The organism is Bacteroides zhangwenhongii, from assembly GCF_009193325.2.
Lineage (GTDB): Bacteria > Bacteroidota > Bacteroidia > Bacteroidales > Bacteroidaceae > Bacteroides > Bacteroides zhangwenhongii.
The window spans coordinates 1,847,845-1,873,725 of the sequence record NZ_CP059856.1 but is presented as its reverse complement, the minus strand read 5'-3'; the positions used below and the strand labels follow the sequence as shown (position 1 = coordinate 1,873,725).

The 25,881-nt window shown below is 39.9% G+C and carries 27 protein-coding genes and 1 pseudogene; 21 read left to right on the top strand and 7 right to left on the bottom strand.

What is annotated here, in order from left to right; all coding sequences use genetic code 11:
- Positions 1–129 precede the first annotated feature (129 nt).
- The 16 genes and pseudogenes from GD630_RS07565 to GD630_RS07490 all read left to right on the top strand — a co-directional run.
- Positions 130–1,644 carry an oligosaccharide flippase family protein gene (locus GD630_RS07565; RefSeq protein WP_143865679.1) on the top strand — a complete coding sequence of 505 codons (1,515 nt, stop codon included), beginning with the start codon at positions 130–132 and terminating at the stop codon, positions 1,642–1,644.
- Positions 1,645–1,973: 329 nt separating this feature from the next.
- Entirely contained in the window at positions 1,974–3,182 is a 1,209-nt protein-coding gene (locus GD630_RS07560) for a glycosyltransferase (RefSeq protein ID WP_143865681.1), read from the top strand.
- 2 nt (positions 3,183–3,184) lie between these two features.
- Positions 3,185–4,252, top strand: a complete 1,068-nt coding sequence (locus tag GD630_RS07555) for an EpsG family protein (protein WP_143865683.1) — start codon at positions 3,185–3,187, stop codon at positions 4,250–4,252.
- Positions 4,245–5,015 carry a glycosyltransferase family 32 protein gene (locus GD630_RS07550; protein WP_143865685.1) on the top strand — a complete coding sequence of 257 codons (771 nt, stop codon included), beginning with the start codon at positions 4,245–4,247 and terminating at the stop codon, positions 5,013–5,015. The genes GD630_RS07555 and GD630_RS07550 overlap by 8 nt, the downstream gene beginning before the upstream one ends.
- 4 nt (positions 5,016–5,019) lie before the next feature.
- On the top strand, positions 5,020–5,814 hold the full coding sequence (locus GD630_RS07545; RefSeq protein WP_143865687.1) for a glycosyltransferase: 795 nt from the start codon (positions 5,020–5,022) through the stop codon (positions 5,812–5,814).
- 58 nt (positions 5,815–5,872) lie between these two features.
- Positions 5,873–6,928 (top strand): polysaccharide pyruvyl transferase family protein, encoded by a 1,056-nt coding sequence (locus GD630_RS07540; RefSeq protein WP_182505732.1) that lies wholly within the window; start codon positions 5,873–5,875, stop codon positions 6,926–6,928.
- Positions 6,912–8,030, top strand: a complete 1,119-nt coding sequence (locus GD630_RS07535) for a Coenzyme F420 hydrogenase/dehydrogenase, beta subunit C-terminal domain (protein ID WP_143865691.1) — start codon at positions 6,912–6,914, stop codon at positions 8,028–8,030. Before GD630_RS07540 ends, GD630_RS07535 begins: the two co-directional genes overlap by 17 nt.
- 130 nt (positions 8,031–8,160) lie before the next feature.
- Positions 8,161–9,144, top strand: a complete 984-nt coding sequence (locus GD630_RS07530; protein ID WP_143865693.1) for a glycosyltransferase family 2 protein — start codon at positions 8,161–8,163, stop codon at positions 9,142–9,144.
- A 5-nt stretch (positions 9,145–9,149) separates the two neighbouring features.
- Positions 9,150–10,280 carry a glycosyltransferase family 4 protein gene (locus tag GD630_RS07525; protein ID WP_143865695.1) on the top strand — a complete coding sequence of 377 codons (1,131 nt, stop codon included), beginning with the start codon at positions 9,150–9,152 and terminating at the stop codon, positions 10,278–10,280.
- 1 nt (position 10,281) lies between these two features.
- A complete protein-coding gene (locus GD630_RS07520; RefSeq protein ID WP_143865900.1) occupies positions 10,282–10,890 on the top strand; it encodes a sugar transferase in 609 nt (202 codons plus the stop codon).
- 138 nt (positions 10,891–11,028) lie between these two features.
- The gene (locus GD630_RS07515; RefSeq protein ID WP_143865697.1) at positions 11,029–12,264 is read left to right on the top strand and encodes a type III PLP-dependent enzyme domain-containing protein; all 1,236 of its coding nucleotides are present in this window, start codon (positions 11,029–11,031) and stop codon (positions 12,262–12,264) included.
- 3 nt (positions 12,265–12,267) lie between these two features.
- Complete coding sequence (locus tag GD630_RS07510) at positions 12,268–13,275, top strand: ATP-grasp domain-containing protein (protein ID WP_143865699.1); 1,008 nt, start codon at positions 12,268–12,270, stop codon at positions 13,273–13,275.
- 34 nt (positions 13,276–13,309) lie between these two features.
- Entirely contained in the window at positions 13,310–14,575 is a 1,266-nt protein-coding gene (locus GD630_RS07505; RefSeq protein ID WP_143865701.1) for a DegT/DnrJ/EryC1/StrS family aminotransferase, read from the top strand.
- An 89-nt stretch (positions 14,576–14,664) separates the two neighbouring features.
- Complete coding sequence (locus GD630_RS21490; RefSeq protein WP_317168850.1) at positions 14,665–14,841, top strand: hypothetical protein; 177 nt, start codon at positions 14,665–14,667, stop codon at positions 14,839–14,841.
- Positions 14,842–15,015: 174 nt separating this feature from the next.
- A complete protein-coding gene (locus tag GD630_RS07495) occupies positions 15,016–16,062 on the top strand; it encodes an acyltransferase (RefSeq protein WP_143865702.1) in 1,047 nt (348 codons plus the stop codon).
- A 22-nt stretch (positions 16,063–16,084) separates the two neighbouring features.
- A pseudogene (locus GD630_RS07490) lies at positions 16,085–16,279 on the top strand (helix-turn-helix domain-containing protein); the annotation flags it as partial.
- 84 nt (positions 16,280–16,363) lie between these two features.
- Here GD630_RS07490 and GD630_RS07485 read toward each other — a convergent pair.
- The 5 genes from GD630_RS07485 to GD630_RS07465 form a co-directional block, all read right to left on the bottom strand.
- Positions 16,364–16,765 (bottom strand): hypothetical protein, encoded by a 402-nt coding sequence (locus GD630_RS07485; RefSeq protein WP_143865705.1) that lies wholly within the window; start codon positions 16,763–16,765, stop codon positions 16,364–16,366.
- Complete coding sequence (locus tag GD630_RS07480) at positions 16,762–17,832, bottom strand: ATP-binding protein (RefSeq protein WP_143865707.1); 1,071 nt, start codon at positions 17,830–17,832, stop codon at positions 16,762–16,764. The genes GD630_RS07485 and GD630_RS07480 overlap by 4 nt, the downstream gene beginning before the upstream one ends.
- A 107-nt stretch (positions 17,833–17,939) precedes the next feature.
- Positions 17,940–18,353, bottom strand: coding sequence for an N-acetylmuramoyl-L-alanine amidase (locus tag GD630_RS07475; RefSeq protein ID WP_143865709.1), 414 nt, complete (start codon positions 18,351–18,353; stop codon positions 17,940–17,942).
- A 4-nt stretch (positions 18,354–18,357) separates the two neighbouring features.
- Positions 18,358–18,465 (bottom strand): smalltalk protein, encoded by a 108-nt coding sequence (locus tag GD630_RS07470; RefSeq protein WP_152276068.1) that lies wholly within the window; start codon positions 18,463–18,465, stop codon positions 18,358–18,360.
- 91 nt (positions 18,466–18,556) lie between these two features.
- Positions 18,557–19,048, bottom strand: coding sequence for an HU family DNA-binding protein (locus GD630_RS07465; protein WP_143865711.1), 492 nt, complete (start codon positions 19,046–19,048; stop codon positions 18,557–18,559).
- Positions 19,049–19,268: 220 nt separating this feature from the next.
- Here GD630_RS07465 and GD630_RS07460 point away from each other — a divergent pair, with 220 nt between their 5' ends.
- On the top strand, positions 19,269–19,487 hold the full coding sequence (locus GD630_RS07460) for a DUF4248 domain-containing protein (RefSeq protein ID WP_143865713.1): 219 nt from the start codon (positions 19,269–19,271) through the stop codon (positions 19,485–19,487).
- 168 nt (positions 19,488–19,655) lie between these two features.
- Here the strand turns inward: GD630_RS07460 and GD630_RS07455 are convergent, their stop codons facing one another.
- Together GD630_RS07455 and GD630_RS07450 are read right to left on the bottom strand one after the other, a co-directional pair.
- Positions 19,656–21,503 carry a DUF3987 domain-containing protein gene (locus GD630_RS07455; protein ID WP_143865714.1) on the bottom strand — a complete coding sequence of 616 codons (1,848 nt, stop codon included), beginning with the start codon at positions 21,501–21,503 and terminating at the stop codon, positions 19,656–19,658.
- A gap of 27 nt (positions 21,504–21,530) precedes the next feature.
- Positions 21,531–22,157: a BT4734/BF3469 family protein gene (locus GD630_RS07450; protein ID WP_182505731.1), complete on the bottom strand. Its 627-nt coding sequence runs from the start codon at positions 22,155–22,157 to the stop codon at positions 21,531–21,533.
- A gap of 166 nt (positions 22,158–22,323) precedes the next feature.
- Between GD630_RS07450 and GD630_RS07445 the strand changes: the two genes are divergently transcribed.
- From GD630_RS07445 to GD630_RS07435, 4 genes are all read left to right on the top strand, one after another.
- Positions 22,324–22,464, top strand: a complete 141-nt coding sequence (locus GD630_RS07445; protein ID WP_182505730.1) for a hypothetical protein — start codon at positions 22,324–22,326, stop codon at positions 22,462–22,464.
- Positions 22,465–22,484: 20 nt separating this feature from the next.
- Positions 22,485–22,610 (top strand): hypothetical protein, encoded by a 126-nt coding sequence (locus GD630_RS21445; protein WP_262890828.1) that lies wholly within the window; start codon positions 22,485–22,487, stop codon positions 22,608–22,610.
- 99 nt (positions 22,611–22,709) lie between these two features.
- Positions 22,710–24,269 carry an ATP-binding protein gene (locus GD630_RS07440; protein WP_143865716.1) on the top strand — a complete coding sequence of 520 codons (1,560 nt, stop codon included), beginning with the start codon at positions 22,710–22,712 and terminating at the stop codon, positions 24,267–24,269.
- Positions 24,270–24,300: 31 nt separating this feature from the next.
- The gene (locus tag GD630_RS07435) at positions 24,301–25,860 is read left to right on the top strand and encodes an ATP-binding protein (protein WP_143865718.1); all 1,560 of its coding nucleotides are present in this window, start codon (positions 24,301–24,303) and stop codon (positions 25,858–25,860) included.
- Positions 25,861–25,881 lie beyond the last annotated feature (21 nt).

The window sequence follows — 25,881 nt, the reverse complement described above, 5'->3', positions numbered from 1 at the left end:
TTTATATCATTTGCTTTGTGTTGGAAGAGTTCAAGAAGGTGGTGTACAGATATAGCTGTGATAAGGTTCTTAATAAGATCCCATTTCTCAAGAAGACAAATATCGAATATATAGACTAATAGTTATAACATGAAAGAACAAAACTCTCAACTCAAAATTGGAATAGTATTGAATTATGTAAATTTGGTATTAGGGGGTGTTGTGCCTTTGCTCTATACGCCAATTATGTTGAAAATATTAGGCATAGAAGAATATGGGCTATATAAGTTGTCTGCAAGTATCACAAGCTATTTAGCCCTTATAGCTTTTGGTTTAGGAGCTGCTATAACTCGATACTTGATAAAAGCTCGAACAGAGAAAGGTGAAGAAGAGGAGAGGGCTGTATTAGCTTTATTTATTGTTATTTTCCGTATAGTTGCAGTTTTGGCATTGATCGGAGGGAGCGTTTTAGCTCTTTGCCTTCCATTATGGTATTCTGAATCAATTTCTGCTGTGGAGTTGACTAGAATGCAGTGGCTAGTTATTTTAATGGCATTCAATACTGCTGTTAATTTCATAGCTTCGCCATATATATCGATAGTAAATTCGCATGAACGGTTTCTTTTTTTGCAAAGTATGGCTATAATTGGTACCATTTTAGCTCCGTGTCTTAATTTGGTAGCACTTTTCTTAGGTTATGCTTCCATAGGATTAGCTGTTTCTTCTATATTATCAACTATATTGTTCCGCCTGTTATTTTGGGTCTATGTAAGGGGTTCAATGAAAATGAAACCATTATATAAGCGAATGTCGAAAGAGTATATTGTAGATGTTGTTTCATTTTCATTTTGGATTTTTGTATCGAATATAGTCAGTCAATTGTATGAAGCAACAGACGCGGCTCTAATTGGTACGGTACCAGCGCTTGCAACAACCGGAGTTGCAATTTATTCAGTTGGTATGATTCTTTGTGGTATGATTAACACAATCAATGCAGGTATATCATCTATGTTGGTGCCCAAGGCTAACAAAATGGTGTTTAATGGAGCTTCTACTGACGAACTTACGGATACTGGCATTAGGGTGGGTAGAATACAGGCGTTAATAATTGCCTTATTTATATTTGGATTCATAACATTTGGTAGAGAATTTATTTATTTCTATGCAGGCGAGGACTATGCAATTTCATATTGGGTAGCTTTGGTATGCATGATACCAATTTCAATACCTTTGGTTCAGAGTTTTTTTCTCAATATAATTATTGCCAGAAATGAAAATCGATTTAGAGCTCTGACATATTTATTTATTGCACTAATTAATGTTGTGGCAACTTGGTACATGATGAAATGGATAGGAGTATTGGGTGCTGCATTAGCTACTTCGATTGCAAATTTTATTGGTCCAGGATTTATAATGAATTGGTTTTATAAGAAACGTATACAGCTACAAATAGGTCGTTTCTGGAAGTCACTATTAAATATATATTTTGTACCATCCATTTTAGCGGTATTATTCCTTGGGCTTGGAAAATATATTAATTATTATCATATTCCATACTTCATTGGAGGTATTTTCGTGTTTTCTATGTTATATGTATCTCTGCAGTGGCTTTTCATTATGACAGATTATGAAAAGAAGTTAGTGAAAGGGTTGATTAACAGATAAATACATCATATGGTATGAAACGATTATTATATTTGGATATAATTCGCTTAATAGCATACTTGATGGTAATCGTGATGCATACACCGATGCCAGGTGTTGTTGCAGAGACATATGGAGCATTTATTATTTGCAGGCTGTTGTGATTGTAGCTCTTACTTTCATTGGTTCTTTGGCTGTTAGTTATGGTATCGTGAGATTACCGCTGGCACAATATATTATCGGTCACCACATTAAGTCTGATTAACAAGGAAAAATAGTTTGTTATCGAATTTAGCTGAATTAAACTTGATTTTTGGATATTCGGTTATTTAAGTGATAAATATAAAAAGATGAAGAAAAGAATATTTATTAATATTCACTATCTTGAGATTGGTGGTGCGGAGCGTGCTTTGTTGGGCTTGCTGTCAGTACTAGACATAGAGAGGGTGGATATAGACCTATTCGTGAATCAGCATACGGGTGAATTTATGCCCTTGATTCCAAAATGTGTGAATCTGTTGCCAGAGATACCTGAATACACTTGCATAGAACGACCTATCAAAAATATAGTGAGAGAGGGACATCTTGGTATTGCGCTACGCAGATTGTGGGCAAAATGGAAACACAAGCAATATGTGAGTTTTTTGGCTGCGGAAGAACGTTTGCACGACGCGAGTGTATTTCAATATATAGCAGATGCTGTAGAGGGGGGCTTAACATCTTTGGAACATCTGGGTGAGTATGATCTTGCCATCAGTTTCCTTTCTCCACATAATATTGTTTTGAATAAAGTGAGGGCGAGAAAAAAGATCTGTTGGATACATACTGACTATTCTACAATTCACGTGAATCATGATAAAGAGCTTCTGGTATGGAATGGCTTTGATTATGTGGCTTCCATTAGTGAGGACTGTACTAAAACTTTCTTACAGACTTTTCCAAAATTAAAGGATAAGATTGTGCTTATAGAAAATATTCTTTCGCCTGTATTTGTGCGTCAACAAGCGACACTAGAGGATGTAAGTGACGAAATACCGCAGAATGAGGGAGAAACGACGATATTGACGATAGGTCGCTTTTCCCCCCCAAAAAAAATAGAAGGTATTCCACACATTTGCGCTGAGATGGAGAGACGTGGTGTAAACTTCAAGTGGTACGTTATCGGTTATGGTCCGGATAAGTTAATTCAGGAGGCGTTGGACAAATATAACATGCGTCACCGCATGATTCTACTTGGCAAAAAAAACAATCCGTATCCATATATCAAGGCTGCGGACATTTATTGTCAGCCCAGCGTCTATGAAGGTAAGAGCGTGACAGTGCGTGAAGCTCAAATACTATATAAACCTGTGGTGATAACGGATTATCCGACCGCTAAGTCGCAGATAACGAGTGGTGTGGATGGTGTGATTGTGCCTTTGAATGAGGTAGAGACTGCAATAGGGATAGTAAATGTAATTCAAAATATAGAGCTTAGGGAGAAAATAGTAGAGTATCTGAGCAGTCACGATTTTGGAAATGAGGCAGAGGTGAATAAGATTTATAACTTAATGGATTGAGTATGATTGATGCTTCTTTTTATCAGGGTGTTTATCTTTTTATTGTTACTCTCTTGACTTTGATTACTGTTTCATATCGCCATAGTCTTACAACCATTGAGCCGATTGTTGGTAGTGTAATATTGTGCATATTCTTAGTGCTTTTTATAGGCTTCAGACCTGTATCATATCTTTTTGTTGATATGATGAACTATAATAGTTGGTGGGGATTGTATGAGTGGGAAGGATTTGATTGGGGCGCACAAAATATACTGTTTGATAATCTTTATGCTTATATGAGTTATATTTTTTCTGATACAACTCTGTTTTTCGTGCTTATGGCAGCTTTGTATTTTATTCCTATGCTTGTTGCATGTAGAAAGTTGTTTCCTTCTAATACTATGCTTGTATTTTTAGTATGTTTAGCTGCATTTTCCACATTTTCTTATGGAACTAATGGTATTAAGGCTGGTGTTGCTAGTTCGTTCTTTCTAGTAGCATTGGCGTACAGAGATAAAATGTGGGTTTCAATACTGTTTTTGTTGTTATCGTGGGGATTTCATCATTCGATGCAAATGCCTGTTGTTGCTTATATTTTAACTTTGATATTTAAAAAGAAAGAATGGTATTTTTATGGATGGCTGTTTTGTTTGGCAATGGCAGTTTTGCATATATCATTCTTCCAGACTCTGTTTGCTGATTTTTCGGATGAGTCAGGAGCTGCTTATTTGACTTCTAATTCTGATAATGCATGGGGAGGTCGTGGGGGCTTTAGAATGGATTTCGTTATATATTCTGCTATGCCAGTTCTCATTGGTTACTATGTGAAGTATAAATATAAGTTGGAGGATAAATTTTATGATATGATGTTAAATATGTATTTGACATGTAATGGCGTATGGATGCTTTGTATGTATGCTGAATTTACCAATCGCATTGCATATCTTTCGTGGTTTATGTATCCGATAATACTTATTTATCCTTGTTATGCAATAGCAGATGAAAAGCATCCATTAGTGCGTATGCGTAAGTATGTTGTGATGGTACATTTGGTGTTTACGTTATTTATGTCATTTGTTTATTATGCATGATATTATACCTAAAATAATTCATTATTGTTGGTTTGGTGGTAATCCATTACCAAAAGATGCTTTAGAATGTATAGCTTCATGGAAAAAATATCTGCCTGATTATGAGATCAAGGAATGGAATGAGAATAATTTTGATGTGAATTGTTGTCCGTATGTTAAGCAAGCTTATGAGGCTAAGAAGTATGCCTTTGTGAGTGATTATGTCCGTTTTTTTGTACTGTTTGAAGAGGGTGGGCTATATTTTGATACTGATGTTGAGATTCTAAAAGATATGAATCATATTATTGCTGTGGGCAACTTTATGGCGTTTGAAAAAAGTTTAGCTACTCAACAGCAGGATAGAGGCGAATTTTGCACAGAGCTTCTTGGGGTAGCTCCAGGACTGGGATTAGGTGTGAGACCGGGTCTCAAGATTATTGGTGAACTTTTGGACTTATATAATGCCAAGGAAAATTTTGCAATTGCTGATGGTACCGTAGTGGATTATACTACGGAGATTTTGAAAAGGCATGGAATGGTTAATGAACATCGGTTTCAGAAAGTAGCGGACGTGAATATCTATCCGGCGGATTATTTTTGTCCTATGGATTCTACAACGGGTATTATAACAATGACAAAAAATACGGTTGCCATTCACCATTATTCGTGCTCCTGGATTGATCACAATACGATGAGTTGGCGTATACATATACTGAAGAATAAGTTGATTGCTATATTGGGTGAAAGGTGGATTCTGAAAATCAGTCAATTGTTAAGAAGATGATATTATGAGAGATTTACCACGTATAACTGTAATTATGGGTATTTATAACTGTGCTGACACTCTTGTGGAGGCATTGAAGTCTTTGGAATCCCAAACATATAAAAATTTCAAGGTTGTTCTGTGTGATGATGGTTCTAAAGATGATACTCTGCAGGTGGCTTTGCGATGGGCGGAAGAGCATCAAAATTATCTGGTTATTCAGAACGAACATAATATTAAGCTTGCTGCAACACTGAATCATTGCCTTGGTTATGTAGATACAGAGTATGTAGCTCGTATGGACGGAGATGATATTTCTTTGCCAACTCGTTTTGAGAAGGAAATAAAATTTTTGGATGCACATCCAGAATTTGCTTTTGTTAGCACTCCTATGGCTCATTTTGATGAACGTGGTATCTGGCGTGAAGGTAAGGCAGTCGAATATCCTCAAAACTGTGATTTTAAGGATTGTGCACCATTCTGTCATGCTCCTTGTATGGTTAGGAAATCAGCGTACGATTTGGTAAATGGATATACAACTGGTGAAAAAGTTGAACGGGCGGAGGATTATTATCTTTGGTATAAAATGTATCGTGCTGGATTAAAGGGATATAATATTCAGGAGATACTTTATATGATGCGTGATGATAAGAATGCTATAGCTCGGCGCAAAGTTAAAGACCGTTTGAGAGGAGCAAAGATGCATTGGGAAATTCTGCGAGGATTGAATATAAAATATCCATATCTTATAATAGCTAAGAGTTTATCCAAAATTTTAGTTCCTCCATTTCTTGTTCCATTTCTTAGAAAAATAATATAAAATGTTAAAGAATAAAACACTAACGATAACATACCACGCATCGCACAACCACGGGTCTATGTTGCAAGCTTATGCGTTGCAGCAAACGTTACTAGGATTGGGCTGTGATAACAAGATTATAAACTTTTCAAGCGCAGAACAACGAAAGATAATGCGGGTTTTCTCATATCGTTTTGCTTTAATCCCTTTTTTAAAAGATTTGTCACATTTGTGTTTCTATCGCGGGTTGAAGAAAAGACATGATTTGTATAATGCATTTAAAAAAAACTATCTAAAACTTACTGAGAAAGAATACACTACGTTAGATGCATTAAAAGAAGGACATTTAGAAGCTGATCTTTTCATTGCTGGTAGTGATCAAATTTGGAATCCGTTACCCAGCGATTTTGATTGGGCTTATTATCTGCCTTTTGTAAAAGGAAAGAAAATATCTTATGCTGCATGTTCCGGTTCTTTCGGCAGTTTGCCTAAGAATACCCTGAACCTTATTGGAGAGTATGCGAAGGATTTTGATTCAATTAGTGTTCGAGATAATGGAACGAAGGAAGCAATAGAAGCAGTAACTGATAGAGAGGTACAAATTAATATTGATCCGGTATTTTTGTTGACATCGTCAGATTGGTTGTCTAAACTTCCAATCGAAATGAACAAAAGGAAATATATCTTTTTCTATACAGTGTTTGCAGATAAGGAGATGATTGAGATGGTGAAAACAGTATCGGCAAAAACGTCACTTCCTGTTGTCGTTTGTAATTTCTCGAATCTATATGATTTGTTTGTTCCTTTCACACGTCAGTTAGCAGCAGGGCCGATCGAATTCTTAAATTTATTGGTTAATGCAGAGTATGTAATATCAAGCTCTTTTCATGGTACTGCATTTGCTATGATATTTCATAAAAAATTGATTTCAATACGTGGACTAAAGGATAATCGTATAAATTATTTGCTAAGGCAAATGAGTATGGAAGATTGTTCTATCAATTCTGTCACAGAGATTGACAACGTGTTGCAAAAGAAAGAAACAAATTGGCAACTAGTGGATGAAGTGATTAATACTGAACGCCAATTTTCATTTGATTATTTAAAAAGATGTATCTATGAATCGGGTGAGTAAGAGTGGGCTTTGTACGGGGTGTGTAGCATGTGCTGCATCGTGTGTGCATCAGGCTATCAGCATGACCGAGCAAGGAGTATATGGTCACTTTATGCCAACGATTGACACAAGTAGGTGTGTGGATTGTGGGATATGTACAAAGGTTTGTCCGCAAAATGTACCTTTGAAATTGGCGACTCCGCAAGCGGCTTTTGCCGCCTGGAGTAAGGATGAAGAAGATTACCATACAAGTACTTCAGGGGGAGCTGCCTCTGTTCTTTCTACTCATGTGATTAATGGGGGAGGAGTAGTGTATGGTTGTGCATCTATTGGTGGGGACATCAAGCATATTCGTGTAGATAAGTTAGAAAATTTATCATTGCTGAAGGGTTCTAAATATGTACAGAGCCAGCTTTCTGTAGATATAATACGTGCAGTGAAAGCTGATTTGCGAGATTACAGAAAGGTGTTATTTGTGGGTACACCCTGCCAAGTTGCTGGTTTGAAGTCTTATCTTCATCGTGGCTATGATAATCTTTATACAGTAGATATTATTTGTCATGGTGTCTCATCTCAAAAAAATTTGTTTGAGAACCTAAGATTTTGTGGTATCGAACGCAAAAACGTGGTGACAATGACCTTTCGAAAGAAAGGTCATTTTCACCTATCTGTGATAGGTGAAAATGGTAGAGAATTGCGAAGCCGTTTGCTTCATCAGGATTTCTATTTTATTGCCTTTTATCGGTCAGCTAATTATAATGAGGTGTGTTATCAATGCCAATACGCTAGGCCGGAACGCATATCGGACATCACAATAGGGGATTTTTGGGGATGTGGACCATTAAAACTTCAGCAGAAGCATGATCAAGGTCTATCGTTAGTATTGATTAATACGGTGCAGGGGCGTGAGCTATTTGATGCTTGCAAGGAGAAGTTCAATAGCGAGGAACGTTCTATTGCGGAGGCGGTGTGTGGTAACAAGCAGCTTCGTCAGCCCAGTGTACTACATCTTAATCATCGTCCTTTTGCTTGGATATATAAGTACTTTGGCTTTAGAATGGCTTCACTCTGCTGTTTGCTTCCAGATAAACTTTTCTATTATTTATTGTCATTAAGGAATTAAAAGAATCTAGTTTCAGCTATGAATGCTAGAGATTAAAAATATGTAGGACATCAAAAAAATTTTGTATTGAACTACTTGGTATTATATTTTTATATTATGGATAACTGGGAATTGAACAAAAATCGATTAAATGGAAAAGGTGCCTAAAGTTACTGTTATAGTTCCTGTTTACAACGTGGAAAAGTATATAAAGAGATGTGCAAAATCTCTTTTTGAACAAACTATTGATAGTTTGGAGATTTTGTTTATTGATGACTGTGGGCTCGATAATTCAGTAGAGATTATCAAGGAAACACTTAAATCATACAAAAATCGAAATTCGCTAACACGAATTATTAACCTGCCTTCTAACGGAGGTCAAGCCTCCGTTAGAAGGCAGGGGATAATTGAAGCTACAGGTCAATATGTCATCCATTGTGATGGCGATGATTGGGTTGACCTTGATTTGTACGAACGAATGTATAACAAAGCTATTAAAGAAAATGCAGATGTAGTAATTTGTGGACTTATAGATGAACGAATTAATGGGAACGTTGTTAGAGATTGTTATCTATCAGTTAACAGTGGTAAGGAAATATTAAAAAATTGGTATAAGAATACTTACCATATGTCTACTTGTAACAAACTAGTACGTCGTTCTATTTATGTAGATAATGATATTCTTCCCTGGATAGGATTGAATATGTGGGAGGATAATGGTTTGTTTACTCGTGTATTTTATTATGCGAATAGAATAGTATATTTGGAGAATGCTTATTATCACTATAATAGAACCAATGAAAATGCTATGACATCTGTCTATGGCATTAAGCAAGTGGAGCAGATGATAGGGATAGCAGAACATCTATCGGAGTTTTTTGAATCAATGATTGATGCAAAAGATTTTGAAAAAACAAAATATGCATTTCAGTTTCTTGCTAAGATCAATCTAATTACTGATAACTATCAGAATCTAAAACGCTACCACAACACATTTAAGGAAGCAAATATAATAATTCCCGAAATTGATCCATTTGCATTTTCCAATAAAGGACGTTTTCGTTATAGAATGGTTCGGTATCATCTTGCTTGGCTTTTTGTGTTAATGTTCAAAGTGAAGAATTTGTTACATTAAATATAATGTCAAAACCTAAAATGATTCGTACTTGTACGGTACCTATGTCGTTGGTATTTGTGACGGGTATGCTTTCTGATTTGCAAAAGAAATATGAAATGGTGCTTCTTTCATCATCAGGGCCTGAATGGGGAAAAATTCGTGAAATATACCCTGATGTAAAAGGTCTAGAGGTGGATATGGAACGGCACATATCTCTTATAAAAGATATGAAATCTTTGTGGAAAATATGGTTTGTGTTTCGTCGCGAAAAACCACAAATAGTTCATTCTATGACTCCGAAAGCAGGTCTGCTTTGCATGATGGCTGCACGATTGGCTGGTGTTCCTGTGCGTGTGCACACCTTTACAGGTCTTGTATTTCCCACTACGGTTGGACTAAAGAGAAAAATTCTGATGATCACTGACTGGCTCACTTGTATCTGTGCTACACATATCATTCCCGAAGGTGAAGGGGTAAAAAATGATCTTGTGAATAATAGGATTACTAAGAAAACGATTAAGGTACTCGGTTATGGTAGTTGTTGTGGTATAGATCTTGAACATTTTGACAGAACGCCAGAAGTCATATCTCAAGCCGAGAAGTTGCATCTGGATGGTGTTGTCACTTTTATCACTGTGGGGCGTTTGGTGAGTGATAAAGGGATAAATGAATTGATAGAGGCTTATGTTAAGTTACACAAGGAATATCCTGATACCCGTTTGATTCTTGTTGGTCCTGAAGAGAAGGAGCTTGATCCTCTGAAATCTGAAACGATGAAGGCTATTGCTGAGTGTCCGTCTATTAATATAGTAGGTAGTCAAAATGATGTGCGTCCTTGGTTTGCTACATCGGATGTTGCCGTACTTGCATCATATCGAGAAGGGGTTCCAAATGTGGTGATAGAGGCTGGTGCTATGGGATTACCTCAAATTGTGACTGATATTAACGGTGCGCGTGAAATTGTTATAGAAGGTGAAAATGGAACTATCGTTCCTCCAAAAAGTACTAATGCCCTTTATGAAGCTATGAAGCGTATGCTTAATACTGATTATCGTAATTCTTTAGCAAAGAACGCCCGTAAGTTGGTAGCTTCGAGATATGAGCAGGGATTTGTGCGTCAGTGTTTATATGATTTTTATGATGAAATATTATAATATGTACAAACACTTTTTTAAAAGGGTTATAGACTTCAGTATTGCCTTTGTTGCTTTGAGTATTCTGTTTATTCCTATGCTAGTTGTAGCCTTATGGTTACATTTTGCTAATAAAGGTGCCGGAGCATTTTTCTTTCAGGAGCGTCCTGGTAAAGATGACAAGATTTTTAAGATTGTCAAGTTTAAAACGATGACTGATGAACGTGATATAAACGGCAATATGTTGCCTGACGAGAAACGTTTGACCAAGGTGGGAAAGTTTGTGCGTTCAACAAGTATTGACGAGTTACCACAGTTTTGGAATGTACTTGTAGGTGATATGTCACTTATCGGTCCACGTCCGCTTCTTGTGCAATATTTACCTCTATATACCAGGGAGCAGGCTCGTCGTCACGAGGTACGTCCAGGAATATCAGGTTGGGCGCAATGTCATGGTCGTAACTCGTTGTCATGGAATGAGAAGTTTATCTTGGATGTGTGGTATGTGGACCATTGTTCTTTTTTGTTGGATGTGAGAATCATTTTTCTTACGTTGAAAAAAGTGTTGATACGTGAGGGGATTAGCTCCGCTACTTCTGCTACAATGGAAGATTTTAATGGACTAAATTGAAAAAATATTACTAATGACTATACCGGATTTAAAAACTCCTTTGTTAGAGGCTGTACAGAAAGGGGATATTGTCAATGTAGAGTTATGAAAACTTCTGTAACAGAGAGATGTATAAAATAAAGAATTGATGTATTTGATATGAACTTTGTACAATTAGACAAAATTGCAAGAAAATATGGTACACCTTACTATTTGATGGATGGTGGCATATTTTTAGCTAATATTAAAGCTTTTCAGGCAGCTTTCAAGCCAAGATATAACAGGTTGGTTGTTGGTTATTCGTTTAAGACTAATTATGTGCCTGCATTATGTAAGATAGCTAAGGAAGCAGGATGTTATGCCGAGGTTGTTTCTGAAATGGAGTATGTACTGGCAAAACGTATAGGTTTTGAGCATATCATATTTAATGGACCGATAAAAAAAGATTCTGTTCTAATTACAGCTTTAAAAGATAAGGCCGTAATAAACCTTGACTCTGCTTATGAATTGGATACAGTGTTGAAATATAAGTCGGAACATCCTGAAGAAGAAGTTTCGGTAGGACTTCGACTTAATATAGATCTGACTGATAAGGATGGAGTATCAAAGCTTCAATGTGGTTTACGTATAGGAAGATTTGGCTTTTCACAGACAATGCTGAAAGGAGTTGTCTCATTATTGCGTGATAATGGTATCAAAATAGTATCGTTACATGGTCACACTTCGTCCTCTGATAGAGCTGTTGCAAACTATAACCTGATAGTGTTGCAAATGCTTCAAGTTTGTGAGTATCTGGAATTAAATGATTTACAATATTTTGATGTTGGTGGTGGCTTCTTTGGTGCGGCAGCTAAAGGGATTGATGTAAGTAACAAGCCAAAGTACGAGAACTATGCCAACTGTATTTTGGATGCTTGTTTATCAAATGAGTGGTTTAAGCAAGTGCAGCCGACTATTGTGATAGAGCCTGGAGTATCTGTGGTAGCGAATGTGTTCAGTTATGTCTCAAAAATCTTTCAGGTGAAAGATATTGCGGGACAAAAGTTCTTGACGACGGATGGAACAGTATTTGATGTTAAGCCTACACTTCATAGTAACAATTTACCTCATATATTCTATACAAAAGAATGTTGTAATGAAACTTATATTGCCAACCTAGTAGGTTCTACATGTATGGAGAAAGATGTGATTCTTAAGGAGGTGGAGGTTCCGGAAAGAATTGAATATGGTGATTATGTGAAGATTGATGGTGTGGGGGCATACACAATTGTACTTGCACCGACTTTCATAAATTTCATATCTCCTATAATAGGTGTCACGGATAATGATGATAAAACCTTTATAGTGCGACGTCGGCAGACAATTGACGATGTTGTAACTTTATATACACTATAGTTTATGAACATACTGTTTACTTGTGCAGGTCGTCGTCGTTACCTGCTAAAATACTTCAAGGAGGTGATTGGAGAGGATGGCAACATTGTTGCTACTGATATGCAGTTAAGTGCTCCCGCATTTACGGTTGCTGATGTTAAGATTCAGGTGCCTCGTGTATATGCAGAAGATTATATACCCAAGACATTGGAGATATGTAAGGAACAAAAAATAGATATTCTTATATCGCTCAATGATTTGGAGTTACCCATTCTGTCAAAATGTAAGGCAGATTTCGAAGCATTGGGAGTGAAGGTTATTGTATCTGACCCTAGTGTGATAGATGTTTGTTTTGATAAATATAAAACTGCACATTTTATTGAAAGTCTTGGGCTAAGGACTCCGAAGACATATGTAGCTTATAACGAAGCGGTGGCTGCTATAAAGGCTGGTGAATTGAAGTTTCCTCTTATTCTTAAGCCTCGTTGGGGATCTGGTTCTATTGGCCTAGAGTTCGTTGATGACTTGGAGGAACTTGAGATGGTATATCAACTTGATCGTAAGAAGGTGATGAAATCTATTTTGGCTACTGCATCGGTAGATGATAACTTTTTGCTAATCCAGGAAGTCATCAAAGGCCCAGAATATGGCTTGGATATTGCAAATGACCTGAAAGGTGAATATCGCGGTGTATCTGTAAAGCAAAAGCTGGCTATGCGTAGTGGTGAAACCGATAAGGCTATCACAGTTGATAATGTCAAGATTCGTGAGATTGGTGCTACAATTGGTAAGGCTTTGAAACATATCGGTAATCTTGATTGTGACGTGCTGGAACGTGATGGTGAGTACTATGTACTAGAACTCAATCCCCGCTTTGGCGGTGGCTATCCTTTTTCACAGGAGGCTGGTGTGAATATGCCTAAGGCTATTGTTGCATGGGTGAAAGGTGAAGATGTTAACAATGAGATCTTTTTCCCAGAATATGGTAAGATGTTTTCAAAGTGTGATATTCTATTGAATGTAGGAGAGTGATTAAAGTTGTAAGGTATAAACACTGTATAAGATTATGAGTTACATTCCTGAAAAAACAATTTACCTCTGCCTTGCTCACATGAGTGAGGAGGGGATTGAACAGAAATATGTAAAAGAAGCATTTGATACCAATTGGGTAGTACCTTTAGGACCAAATGTGAATGCGTTTGAGAATGATCTCAAGAACTTTGTCGGAGGAGAAAATGAAGTTGTGGCTTTGAGTGCCGGTACAGCCGCTGTACACCTTGCTCTTATCGGCTGCGGTGTGCAGCCAGGTGATGAAGTATTAGTGCAGTCCTTCACTTTCTGCGCTTCTTCACATCCTATCACTTATCTTGGTGCAAAGCCGGTATTTGTGGGTTCGGAAAAAGAAACCTGGAATATGGATCCTGTACTACTTGAAGAGGCTATCAAAGAGCGTATTGCAAAAACCGGTAAAAAGCCTAAGGCTATTGTACCTGTGGCTCTTTATGGTATGCCTTATGATTGCGAGCGCATTATGGAGATTGCCAATCGTTATGATATTCCTGTGGTAGAGGATGCAGCTGAGGGATTTGGCTCCAAATTCGGTGGTAAGGTGCTGGGCACTTTCGGTCGTTTCGGTGTACTTTCTTTCAATGGTAACAAGATGATTACTACATCGGGTGGTGGCGCCCTAATCTGCCGGAATGCAGAGGATAAGAATACCATTATGTGGTATGCGACCCAAGCTCGGGATGCTTATCCTTACTATCAGCATACTGCGATCGGTTATAATTACCGCATGAGTAATGTCTGTGCCGGTATAGGTCGCGGTCAGATGACCGTTGCCGATGCTCATATTGCTCATCATAAGCATGTGCAGGCACTTTATGAAGAATTGTTGTCAGATGTGGAGGGCGTGCATATTCACAAGCAACCTGCTGATTCCCGCTATGATTCTAATTTCTGGCTTTGTACTGCTACCATCGATCCGGAAGTGAAGGTGGTAGGGCAGGAGAATGCCTATAAGGAAGTTATCAAGACTGCTGTGGGTGGTGCTGCTGGTGTGATTAAAGCCGTAGATAGTGCTATAACTGACTGTCAGCCGAATGAGAATGTGGAAGCATTACGTATATTCATGCTATCTAAGAGGATAGAATGCAGGCCTGTCTGGAAGCCGATGCATAAGCAGCCGGTTTATGCGGATGCTCCTTTCTATACTAATGGGGTGGAAGAGGATATTTTCAAGGTTGGATTCTGTCTACCTGCGGGTCCTTATGTGACGGATGGTGATGTACGTTATATTGTGGAATCAATCAAAGAAGCGATTGAACTTTAGAATAAATATTTACAAAATTAATCATTAAGAAATATACTCGGATCATTGATTTGATGAGAGATGCGAAAAATTACTAATACCGCTTGAATATGAGCAAGAAAAGTTTTCCGTCTGATATGGTAGCAAATAACCTGCTCCCTGCATACCTCATATATCCAGGAGTAATTCTAAAAAAAGAGCTCGAATATCGAGGTATTTCTCAATGGCAGTGGGCTAAAGATATGGGAATCGCCTATTCCGCTTTGAACGAAATTTTGAATGAATGACGTCCTTTGACAGAAAAAACAGCGTTACTTTTCGAAGCTGCTTTAAATGTGAATGCAGAGCCTTTGTTATGTCTTCAAATGAGATATAATGTGCATATTCAAAAGGAGCATTCTTTCATAGAGCGATTATTCTGATATGAATATAATTACTTATTTTTACAGATCATTTATATTATGCAAACAAAAGTAAAAACGCAGCGCATTGGATATCTTGATAATCTACGAATATTCGCGTGTTTCCTAGTGATTATGACTCACTCTCAGATGCCCTCACTGGATGGCAAAGACGGATTCTGGATGTATCTTATCTCGTTTATCTGTTCACCGTCTAGCGAATTGTTTTTAGCATTATCTGGTGCCATCTTGCTGCCAGTCAGGAATCTTGAATCTGGTGGGGTGAAAAACTTTTATAAAAAACGATTTGTTAAATTGCTTCCACCCGTATTTATTTGGTCAATAATACATATTTTTTGTCTACACTACTATCTGCAAGGTAAACCAATCGAATTATGTCTGAAACAATTATTTCTGATGCCAATACAACCGGCTGAAGGCGTCTATTGGTTTGTGTATGTAATGATTGGACTATATCTGTTTGCGCCTATCATTTCATTTTGGTTACGTTTTGCTTCGCAACGCCAACTTCAGTTTTATCTCTTTATTTGGTTTGTGTGCGTGACACTTCCTGTTTTGCGAATATGGGTTCCATTTAATGGTGGAATAGGCACAGATGAGGGGTCACATTATTTCATGCTAAATGATTTTGGTGGTTTTATGGGATATTGGATACTAGGCTATTACCTACATCGTTATCCGATCCGATTGGGTAGAAACAGCTCTACTCTTTATTTAGGTATAGCTATAATAGCCGTATTGGTTGGTTCATATTTATTGAAGGTGTATATGGGGATTGGAAATGATGGTAACCTGCATATCACGAGTGCAGTGCTGGTGATATGCATCATAACGCTATTTCGTAACTTTCCTTATCATAATGAAGCATTGCAAACTCGTATATCGTCAGTGGCAAAATACTCATTTGGTATTTATCTGTGCCACTTTATTACGATTCGCGCTATCTCGTGGCCTATTATGCACCATTTTCGTATTCATGCCATCATTGACGCGCCACTCACGGCACTATTGACCGTAGTGATGTGCTTTATCATGCTAAAATTTTTGTCATTGCTACCCAAGAGTAAATACATTGTGGGATGCTAGTAGATTGTGAAGATAGAGTTAGTCTTATTGTGTGGGGCAAATGATTAGAGAAGCGCGGGAACAAGAAAAAATGACGCAATCCGAATGGACTGACAAAGTAGGGACTAATAAAAACTATATATCAAGAATCGAGAAAGGATTTATAGAGTTGGAGCTATTTTTTCGTATCATTGATGCGCTTGGACTTAAAATCGAAATCGTAAAAACTATCATGTAAGATGTTAATACCTCACCTCATTATTAATCAAATGATCAACTGATAATGTTTTTCTATGATCAGAGTGGCTGATAAAAATAACTTCTATACCACAAAAGGTAATTTTCGTCTAGCTTGCTCATAAGTCATCACAGTGACATGGGCATTATCCCAAACCTTAGTATATCCTCTTAGAGCTTCCAGACAATTATCCTTGAATGCGCCTATATATCCTTTCGAACTATCCGCTACATTGATTATTGTAATGAAATAGGCTTCCAGGCAAAAACTGTGCAAATCCACATTTTTTTCATTCTCCAGAGTTTGCCCAAAAGTATTTTGATATTTTGCTGCTAGAAACATTTGCATCGTATCAACCACCTTCTTGGTTATATTCCATTTACGGTCTGCTGTATTTGCCGATTCCAAACTCCCTGTTGCTGTATAGTCTTTTAACTCTATAGCGTAGAATTTCTTATCTTCATAATCTATCCAACAAGCGTTCATCTCTTTGTCTTCCTATCAAGGTCAATGTCTTCATCATACATGGCCATACTTTCATTAATAATGGAATTGTCCGGCAAACTCTCTCTCAAATTTCCAAAAAAAGTATTGATAGTTCCTCTGTCGTTTCTGTTTAATGAACAGCACATAATATCCATCGCATTGGAGCGTGCTTCTATATGCAGTTGCTTTAGTGCAAAATAACTGTGAGTTGTAATAAATATTTGTACACCTTTCTTCGCGAGCTCTGAAATGATCTTCATCAATGAGCGGATAGCTCCCGGATGCAGATTATCTTCAGGCTCATCGAGAATAAGTACGGAGTTCTTATTTAGTTGTCCGTTTTGAATTAGTGTGGACAATATACCTATATGTTTAACTCCTTCTGCTGTTAAAGGGAGGGCAAATTCGGTATTGCCTTTCTTGAAGACAAATCGTTCCGTATTTTCCACTTGTTTCAGCTCGCCGGAAAACATTTCGGACATTTTGTTTAATATATCCTGAAATTCGACATTGGCTTCCCCTTGTACCACAGGTATGTCCAACAAATCAATAAGATCCAATGTTGTATCATCATAACCAGGAAAGAAGTACTGACGGGCGATCGCTTTTATCGTATTAAAAGCGGTGATGACTTCCTTTGCGGGAATAAATATGTAATTGGTAATCTCACTGCTATTTCCGTTCGTAATAGTAACATCCGTAATAGTGGTACGGGTATCTACCCCAAAAGAAAAGTTGACTTTCGAATCTTCTTCTTTAAAGTTTAATTCTACAGATAGTTTTTTGGGAGTGCCATTCTTGCGCACAATATCGCTCAGACCTGCCCTTTTAGGGGTGTATACGTCAAAAAGCTTCTTGGATATGATATTCTTGAATGAAATATCCGGATGGTGCACGGTTTGCTTGATATATAATTCTTTGGCTTTGCCAACGGAATAAATCATCTTCAAGAGTGCAGTCTTACAGGTATCATTCTTTCCAAGAATAACAGTCACTTGTGGAAATGGAAACGGATTTTCAAAAGTCTCGAATCCCATTACATTGGACATCTTAAGCTTACTTATCATAATTTTTTCATTATAAGTATGACAAAGATACAGTTTATATCTCAAAAACAAGTAGTCCTCATAAAAGTTTTTTTTGATGGCGCCAAAGGATAAATACCCGTATTGGTCTATACTTGTCCGTATTCTTTCACCGCATCAAAGCATGGACATCCTTTCATGGGATTCAAATCATGATGTCCCACAATCAATGCTTTCGGAAACTGTCTTCTCAACTCTCTCAACAAAGCAAGCAAAGCCCCTTTCTGCTCCAATGTGCGCGTATCCTTCGGCTTTCCGTCCGCATCCAGTCCGCCTTCATAACAAGCACCTATCGAGTGGGCATTGTGATTCCGGCAATGTGCCCCGACCTCTTCAAGCGATCGTCCTCTGTGGATTTCTCCGTCCCGTGTGATATAGAAATGATACCCGATGTCGCGGAACCCACGATGGCGGATATGGTCCAGACGACAGGCTTCCGCCGAAAGGGATTTCCCCTCCGGCGTAGCACTGCAATGAATGATAATCAGTGTGATCGTTCTCATCGGCCTACATACAGCTTTGTATTCCGAACACTCCTCCGATAGCGGTGGCTACAGTGATAATGATTTTGAGAACTAGGCCCCATACGGAGCGGCGTGATGATGAATTGCTCATAAAACTACATTTTTAGTGATAAAATAATAAGAATTTAAAGGTAAGTCCTTCATTATAAAGAAGGACTTACAACATAGATCGTGACAAGAGGTTACTCTGCCGGGTCGGGAGCTTCTCCTCCGTTATCATCCGGGTTTGTATCCGGTGTATTGCCCGAATCGGAACCGCCACCGGAAGCGGTAGGTTTCTGATACTCCGCCTGCTGCTTCAGCTGGCTGTCGAGCTTCAGATTAGTAGTAGACAGATTACCGGTGGCACGGGCTCTGAGGCGCATCCCGGTGATATTCTTCTCCAATGAGAACTCTTCCAGCGTTTCGGCAGCTTTGCTGCGTATGCCCACACCGAAGATGGCAAGGTCATCGATTTTCACACTCTTGCCGTCGAGCAATAACTCCTTGATGCAATCCACCATGTCGGTGAGCACACCTTTGATGACACCACCGGAATACGGAGAATTGTGCTTCGACATGTGTTCGGCAAGTTTGCCGAGGTCATACGTCTCATCGCTTACCGCACGGGCGAACCACTTACCCGCATTCACACCTTTCTTCTGCTGGTTCTGATAAATTTTGTAACGAATCATAAAACAATAAATTAAAGGGTTAAACATTGTGCCGCAGGGATTATTTTCCCTTTTGACGATACAAAGATAACACCTCGAAACTCCGGATAATCAGTAAAGTACGGTTACGGTCATGCTTTGTCTGTTATGTGCAATTATGGTCGGTTATTCAATGGGAAAGCGTTGGCTATGTAGAAATATTTTGTTACTTTTGTGACAGTAAATCAGAAACTTATCCATCATGAAAGAATTCAAGATACGTGCGTATGGCCGTATGGAACTGGCGCAACTTTATTCCCCCGAACTAACCGGCATTGCCGCTTACCGGAAGATGAAGAAATGGATCCTGCGGTGTCCCGGACTTCTGCAACGCCTGTACGATTTAGGTTATCAACCGGAACATCGCTCTTATACACCGCTGGAAGTGCGGGTGATTGTGGATGCTTTGGGAGAGCCTTGATAGAGCAGTGCTTTACATAGGCTAAAGCAGTGCTTTACGACCTCTAAAGCTATGCTTTAGGACTTATAAAGCACTGCGTCTGCCTGACGGTGGGTGTAGCGGGGGTAATGCGCCTATCGGGTGCGGCGGATACGGCGGGTACAACGGGTACACTTTTCCGGGCCTCCCTTACACACGCACACGTGCGCGCGTATAAGTTCCTTTACCGTCCACATTGACAAGCACTCCTCTTTTCGTCAATCGTTTCAACCAGGTGATGGCGGTATTTTCTTTGACTCCCATGTTGACAGCCTGTTCCACCAACTGTGCGCGGGTAAACTCTTCACCCAACTGCTCGAAGAGGAAATCACGGTCGGCATTAGACCGGTGGCTGGTTTCTACGGCAGGAAGGAAAGACAGAATGTGCGTGGCATGACAGTAGAGAGGTTCCGCAAGTGCAAGCACAGCCTTGAAGTCCTCCGGAGTAATGGTGACGTTCCAACGGGGGATGATACCGTCACTGATGTTGTCGGTAGGAATCTCCTTGTCCGGAGTAAAGGTGGAAACGGGGGATGCCTTGAGCTGATAGGGTTTCGGATTTTCGAGGACGCGCAATACGGCTACTTCCGCCATGATACGGCATAGGTTGACAGCCAGGCGGGCTACGAAACTGTACATTTCTTTGCCGTTAGCTATGCTCGAACGGGTGAACAGGTGGGAGAAGAGCGCGTCGAATTCCTCTTTCTGCTCCATCGTGAGCCGGAGTGTGTGAATCCCATGTGCTTTTATGATGTCCAGTTTCTCTTTCCATTCCAATCCCATGACGGTAAATATCTCTTCCAAATCTATCTTGTCCTCTGTAAACTGGCTTACCCATTTCCAGATACCATGCAGGTAGTAGTATATTTGACGGGAGAAAGAACCGTCTTCCGTCGTCGGAATAAATGTCTTGACCTGTGACGGAGTTCCGGAAATCAGGACGGAAAGAAAGCTCTTTTTCACTTCCCGGTATTCCTGCTCCGTACGTCGGTTGTAGGACAGACGGTCGTGGTCGAACGCTTTGCGGAGCGTGTCACTCCAATGGCCGTAATCCGAGCCTATGGCGGTGGAGAGGGTATCCGCTTCGGCTTCACAGATAAGTCCTGTCCCTTCGGAATCCATGATGTTCTGCAGGATACCCGTACCGGTGTTATTGCCGGAAATGAGAAACATCCTGTTGGCGGGCATTTGCGGAGCTTCCGTCTTTGCACGCTCTTTGCCCATCGCTTCGTAAGCCGCTTTCTCTTTTTTATACACTTTCATCTGTGCGGCAACTTCCGCACGGATCTGGTCGTGGAGGGGTTCTACGAGTAGCCGGATATAGGAAAGGATGCTTTTGCCGGAGGCGGAAGGAGCGATGACGAAACATTGCATACAGGGATACTGGTATTTGCCGCCGTAAGAACAACGCACGTGCCGTTCCATACAGGAACCTAAGGCTGTCAATGCTCCCAACAGCATGATGTCATGTTGTGCCGTAGTGTTGCCGTAATTTATGATGCGTTGCAGAAACTCCGGCCAGTCGGCTTCGGGGAAGGTGGGGAGCGGGTGCTGCGGTTCACTGCCGGGCAATAGTTCTTCTTCTTCTCCTCCTTCTCCTTCTCCGGAAGTTCCGTTGTTTTGTACCTTATTACGCGCGCACGTGTGTGTGGAAAAAAGGCGGGGTGCATTTACTGTACCTTTTGTACCTGCGGAGCTGTTCATAACTTCGTCTTTGCGGATGGTTACTCCTGCTGTTTCGGCGAGATGGAATACTGTGCCTAGATGCACGTCCCCGTGTTTCGTGGTGAGCGCGTTGGAGAATACCCGTTCGGCGTGTTCGCGTTGATATTTGGCGGACAACCGGCAGATGCGGTGAAAATACTCCCGTCCGGCTTCACCGCAGTCTGTCGCGATGGCAAAGGCCAGTTGTACATATTCAATGTAAGTGGGGGCAATGTCTGCCCCTGCCGTCTCGACAGCTTCGACAAGACGGTGTAAAGATTCGATTTCATCCATTTTTTTGAGGATTGATTATAAATTATGTTAGATAGTTCTGAACAGTGCTTCCGGGTCGTGGCTCAGGAAACAGGCCCTTACCAGGTCTTTTCCCGAACCGTCTACGCCTTTGGCGGTTGCCGTAGCGGAGTTGTCCGTTTCCGGACCGTACGCCATTTCGACATATTGCATTGCTTTGTCTGTGCTTTCTGTGATATTCCGTACCTCGTCTGTCGGATGTGGCATTCCGGTGGGTATGAAGGCTTTCACACCCCGTCCGCTCGGGCTGATATAGACAAGCACGGGGCGGAGGAAGGGATCGTCAAACAGGGTACGGCGCATTCCGGCGGCTTCTTCATAGGAGTCGAGGTGGTCTACGTCTATCACTATCAGTCGTGAGGGGGATACGAAACACTTGCCGGAGCGACGGGTGAATGTGCCGCAGGGAGTCACGTAGGGCAGGAGTGTGGCTTTTGCCGTCCGTATGTCCGGGGTGTTGCGTACTTGCTCGGTCAGGAGCCTGAGGTTTTCGTTGCAGGTAATCATCTGGAAAACCTGTTCGACGGAGACTTCACAGAAGGGGAGAAGTGTGGCGGGAGTGACTATTCGTCCCTGTTCGTCTCTGAGAGGGGCGATGGGAGGCATGAAATAGGACATTCTGTAATTGTTTGACATATTATATTGTTGTAATGAGTTTTAATATCTACCTTTGCGGAAAAATATAAATGTGCTTTATAATATGGCGTAAAATTAGTAAATACAAAATAAACCTCGTCCCGACATGTCGGGATGAAAGTGAAAATAATTAACTATATCGTTTTATATTTAACATTAAAAAAGAATGAAAAAAGAAGTAGTCAGTTGTGCGGCTTTAGGAACTTGCATTGTAGAGTTGCAGGACCGTGTGGGTTTGAGAAATGTGGATGTATATGAGGAACTAGAAATCGGGCACTCCGTCTATAATGATTTAAAAAAGGGGTAGATCGCAAATCGAGTAATTACATGGAAGTGATCATATTCTTGCTTGATCACCTCAGTATGGAGGAAGCCGAAGCGGCGTGGGATAGAGAGAAGTTGCTGTATCTGAAGTACAGGGAGAAAAAAGAGAGGGAGAGAGGAGAACGATGAAACGATAATGAAGGAAGTAAAGGCAGGCGGGAAAAAGTTTCCTGCCTGCCTGCTTTTTGAACGGATATTTTTTGTAGCTTTGTGAAAAATATGATTGATATGGAAGCTTTGCAAAGATTATATCCTATAGGGATACAGACTTTTTCTGAAATTCGTGAGAAGAATTACCTTTATATCGATAAGACGGAATACGTTTATCGCATGACCCATTTTGCGAAATATGTGTTTCTGAGCCGTCCTCGCCGTTTTGGTAAGTCTTTGCTTGCTTCTACTTTGCATAGCTATTTCTCTGGTCGTAAGGATCTGTTTCAAGGGTTGGCTATGGAAAGGTTGGAGAAAGAGTGGATAGAGTATCCGGTTCTTCATTTCGATATGAGTACGGCCAAGCACGTCGGAAAAGATGAATTAATAAGCGAGTTGGAACGTAAGTTGACAACTTATGAAAGAATCTATGGTCGAAATGAGGAAGATATTTATGTCAATCAGCGGTTGCAAGGTCTGATAGAACGTGCTTATAAGCAGACGGGCCGACAAGTTGTTGTTCTTATAGATGAATATGACGCTCCTTTGCTTGATGTGGTGCATGAAAAGGAAAATCTAGGCGTATTACGTAATATCATGCGTAACTTCTATAGTCCTTTGAAGGCTTGTGATCCTTATCTGAAGTATGTGTTTTTGACGGGTATCACTAAGTTCTCTCAGTTGAGTATCTTTAGTGAATTGAATAATATTAAGAATATCAGCATGGATGAGCCATACGCTGCAATTTGCGGAATAACGGAGGATGAAATGCTAACGCAGATGAAAGAGGATGTGGAGAGATTAGCTGTGAAGCTGAATATTTCCTCTGAAGAAGTCTTGCTGAAGTTGAAGGAGAATTATGACGGTTATCATTTTACTTATCCGTCTCCCGACCTCTATAATCCGTTCAGTCTGTTGAATGCTTTCGCGGACGGTAAATTTGGTTCCTACTGGTTCGGTAGCGGTACTCCTACATACTTGATAAAGATGTTGGAGAAGTTCGGTGTTGAACCTTCTGAGATAGGTAATAACCATGCGGAGGTTTCCGCTTTTGATGCTCCTACTGAAACAATGACTGATATTATTCCATTGTTATATCAGAGTGGTTATATCACTATCAAGGATTATGATGAGAGCATTGACTTGTATACGTTGGATATTCCTAATAAAGAAGTACGGTTGGGGCTAATGAAAAGCCTTTTACCTAATTACGTGGCCAGCAAAACTCGGGAAACGACTACCATGGTGGCTTATCTTTCCCGTGATATCCGTAATGATGATATGGATTCTGCGTTGCGTCGGCTGCAGACTTTCTTGTCCACCATTCCTTATTGTGATAATACGAGGTATGAAGGTCACTATCAGCAGATGTTCTACATCATTTTCAGCTTATTGGGTTCTTTTGTGGATGTTGAGGTCCGTACTCCCCGCGGTCGTGTGGATGTGGTGCTTCGTACGAAAACCACCCTCTATGTGATGGAGTTGAAGCTTGATAAGACTGCCGGTGAAGCTATAGAACAGATCAATCTGAAGAATTATCCTGAACGCTTCGCTTTATGTGGACTTCCGGTCGTGAAAGTGGCGATAAACTTTGATAGTGAACGTTGTACGATAGGAGACTGGATGATTGAAAAATAATAGTGGCTCTAAAGAAAATATAGATATTTATATGGAAACTTTGCAAAGATTATACCCTATAGGGATACAGACTTTTTCTGAAATTCGTGAGAAGAATTACCTTTATATCGATAAGACGGAATACGTTTATCGCATGACTCATTTTGCGAAATATGTGTTTCTGAGTCGTCCTCGTCGTTTTGGTAAGTCTTTGCTTACTTCTACTTTGCATAGTTATTTCTCTGGTCGTAAGGATCTGTTCCAAGGGTTGGCTATGGAGAGGTTGGAGAAGGATTGGATAGAGTATCCGGTGCTCCATTTCGATATGAGTATGGCGAAGCATGTGGATAAGGAGCGTTTGGAACGTTTGCTTGACTTTATGCTTTCAGACTATGAGCGTACCTTCGGCCTCGATCCAACTGCCGGTGATGCTAATCTACGATTAACCCGTCTTATCAAGTGTGCTTATGAAAAGACAGGAAAAAAAGTTGTAGTTCTTATAGATGAATATGATGCTCCTTTGCTTGATGTGGTGCATGAAAAGGAAAATCTAGGTATATTACGTAATATCATGCGTAACTTCTATAGTCCTTTGAAAGCTTGTGATCCTTATTTGAAGTATGTGTTTCTGACGGGTATCACCAAGTTCTCTCAGTTGAGTATCTTTAGCGAATTGAATAATATCAAGAATATCAGCATGGATGAGCCATACGCTGCAATTTGCGGAATAACGGAGGATGAAATGCTAACGCAGATGAAAGAGGATATAGGGATGTTGGCCGCGAAATTGAATATTTCTCCTGAAGAGGTCTTGCTGAAGTTGAAGGAGAATTATGACGGTTATCATTTTACTTATCCGTCTCCCGACATCTATAATCCGTTCAGTCTGTTGAATGCTTTCGCGGATGGTAAGTTTGGTTCCTACTGGTTCGGTAGCGGCACTCCTACATACTTGATAAAGATGTTGGACGAATTTGGTGTAAATCCTTCAGAGATCGGTCCCAAACAAGCGAAAGCTTCCATTTTTGATGCTCCTACCGAGACCATGACGAATATCGCTCCTTTGCTATATCAGAGCGGTTATATCACCATAAAGGATTATAATAAGATTCTGGACCTTTATACGCTTGATATTCCTAACAAAGAAGTTCGTCTGGGTCTTATGGAAAGCCTTCTTCCTAACTATGTGGGCAATGAGACCCCGGAAGCCACCACTATGGTTGCCTATCTTTTTTATGATATTCAGAACGGTGATATGGATTCTGCCTTGCGTCGTTTGCAGACTTTTTTGTCTACCGTTCCTTATTGTGACAATACTAAATATGAGGGGCATTACCAGCAACTTTTTTACGTCATATTCAGTCTGCTGAATTACTATATAGATGTTGAGGTCCGTACTCCCCGTGGTCGTGTGGATGTGGTGCTTCGTACGAAAACCACCCTCTATGTGATGGAGTTGAAACTTGATAAGACTGCCGGTGAAGCTATGGAACAGATCAATCTGAAGAATTATCCTGAACGCTTCGCTTTGTGTGGGCTTCCGGTCGTGAAAGTGGCGATAAACTTTGATAGTGAACGTTGTACGATAGGAGACTGGATGATTGAAAAATAATAGTGGCTCTAAAGAAAATAT

Bases quoted from the DNA above. Each gene is read 5' to 3' on its own strand.
- GD630_RS07565 (WP_143865679.1), top strand. From the start codon at position 130: ATGAAAGAACAAAACTCTCAACTCAAAATTGGAATAGTATTGAATTAT.
- GD630_RS07560 (WP_143865681.1), top strand. From the start codon at position 1,974: ATGAAGAAAAGAATATTTATTAATATTCACTATCTTGAGATTGGTGGT.
- GD630_RS07555 (WP_143865683.1), top strand. From the start codon at position 3,185: ATGATTGATGCTTCTTTTTATCAGGGTGTTTATCTTTTTATTGTTACT.
- GD630_RS07550 (WP_143865685.1), top strand. From the start codon at position 4,245: ATGCATGATATTATACCTAAAATAATTCATTATTGTTGGTTTGGTGGT.
- GD630_RS07545 (WP_143865687.1), top strand. From the start codon at position 5,020: ATGAGAGATTTACCACGTATAACTGTAATTATGGGTATTTATAACTGT.
- GD630_RS07540 (WP_182505732.1), top strand. From the start codon at position 5,873: ATGTTGCAAGCTTATGCGTTGCAGCAAACGTTACTAGGATTGGGCTGT.
- GD630_RS07535 (WP_143865691.1), top strand. From the start codon at position 6,912: ATGAATCGGGTGAGTAAGAGTGGGCTTTGTACGGGGTGTGTAGCATGT.
- GD630_RS07530 (WP_143865693.1), top strand. From the start codon at position 8,161: ATGGAAAAGGTGCCTAAAGTTACTGTTATAGTTCCTGTTTACAACGTG.
- GD630_RS07525 (WP_143865695.1), top strand. From the start codon at position 9,150: ATGTCAAAACCTAAAATGATTCGTACTTGTACGGTACCTATGTCGTTG.
- GD630_RS07520 (WP_143865900.1), top strand. From the start codon at position 10,282: ATGTACAAACACTTTTTTAAAAGGGTTATAGACTTCAGTATTGCCTTT.
- GD630_RS07515 (WP_143865697.1), top strand. From the start codon at position 11,029: ATGAACTTTGTACAATTAGACAAAATTGCAAGAAAATATGGTACACCT.
- GD630_RS07510 (WP_143865699.1), top strand. From the start codon at position 12,268: ATGAACATACTGTTTACTTGTGCAGGTCGTCGTCGTTACCTGCTAAAA.
- GD630_RS07505 (WP_143865701.1), top strand. From the start codon at position 13,310: ATGAGTTACATTCCTGAAAAAACAATTTACCTCTGCCTTGCTCACATG.
- GD630_RS21490 (WP_317168850.1), top strand. From the start codon at position 14,665: ATGAGCAAGAAAAGTTTTCCGTCTGATATGGTAGCAAATAACCTGCTC.
- GD630_RS07495 (WP_143865702.1), top strand. From the start codon at position 15,016: ATGCAAACAAAAGTAAAAACGCAGCGCATTGGATATCTTGATAATCTA.
- GD630_RS07485 (WP_143865705.1), bottom strand. From the start codon at position 16,765: ATGAACGCTTGTTGGATAGATTATGAAGATAAGAAATTCTACGCTATA.
- GD630_RS07480 (WP_143865707.1), bottom strand. From the start codon at position 17,832: ATGATAAGTAAGCTTAAGATGTCCAATGTAATGGGATTCGAGACTTTT.
- GD630_RS07475 (WP_143865709.1), bottom strand. From the start codon at position 18,353: ATGAGAACGATCACACTGATTATCATTCATTGCAGTGCTACGCCGGAG.
- GD630_RS07470 (WP_152276068.1), bottom strand. From the start codon at position 18,465: ATGAGCAATTCATCATCACGCCGCTCCGTATGGGGCCTAGTTCTCAAA.
- GD630_RS07465 (WP_143865711.1), bottom strand. From the start codon at position 19,048: ATGATTCGTTACAAAATTTATCAGAACCAGCAGAAGAAAGGTGTGAAT.
- GD630_RS07460 (WP_143865713.1), top strand. From the start codon at position 19,269: ATGAAAGAATTCAAGATACGTGCGTATGGCCGTATGGAACTGGCGCAA.
- GD630_RS07455 (WP_143865714.1), bottom strand. From the start codon at position 21,503: ATGGATGAAATCGAATCTTTACACCGTCTTGTCGAAGCTGTCGAGACG.
- GD630_RS07450 (WP_182505731.1), bottom strand. From the start codon at position 22,157: ATGTCAAACAATTACAGAATGTCCTATTTCATGCCTCCCATCGCCCCT.
- GD630_RS07445 (WP_182505730.1), top strand. From the start codon at position 22,324: ATGAAAAAAGAAGTAGTCAGTTGTGCGGCTTTAGGAACTTGCATTGTA.
- GD630_RS21445 (WP_262890828.1), top strand. From the start codon at position 22,485: ATGGAAGTGATCATATTCTTGCTTGATCACCTCAGTATGGAGGAAGCC.
- GD630_RS07440 (WP_143865716.1), top strand. From the start codon at position 22,710: ATGGAAGCTTTGCAAAGATTATATCCTATAGGGATACAGACTTTTTCT.
- GD630_RS07435 (WP_143865718.1), top strand. From the start codon at position 24,301: ATGGAAACTTTGCAAAGATTATACCCTATAGGGATACAGACTTTTTCT.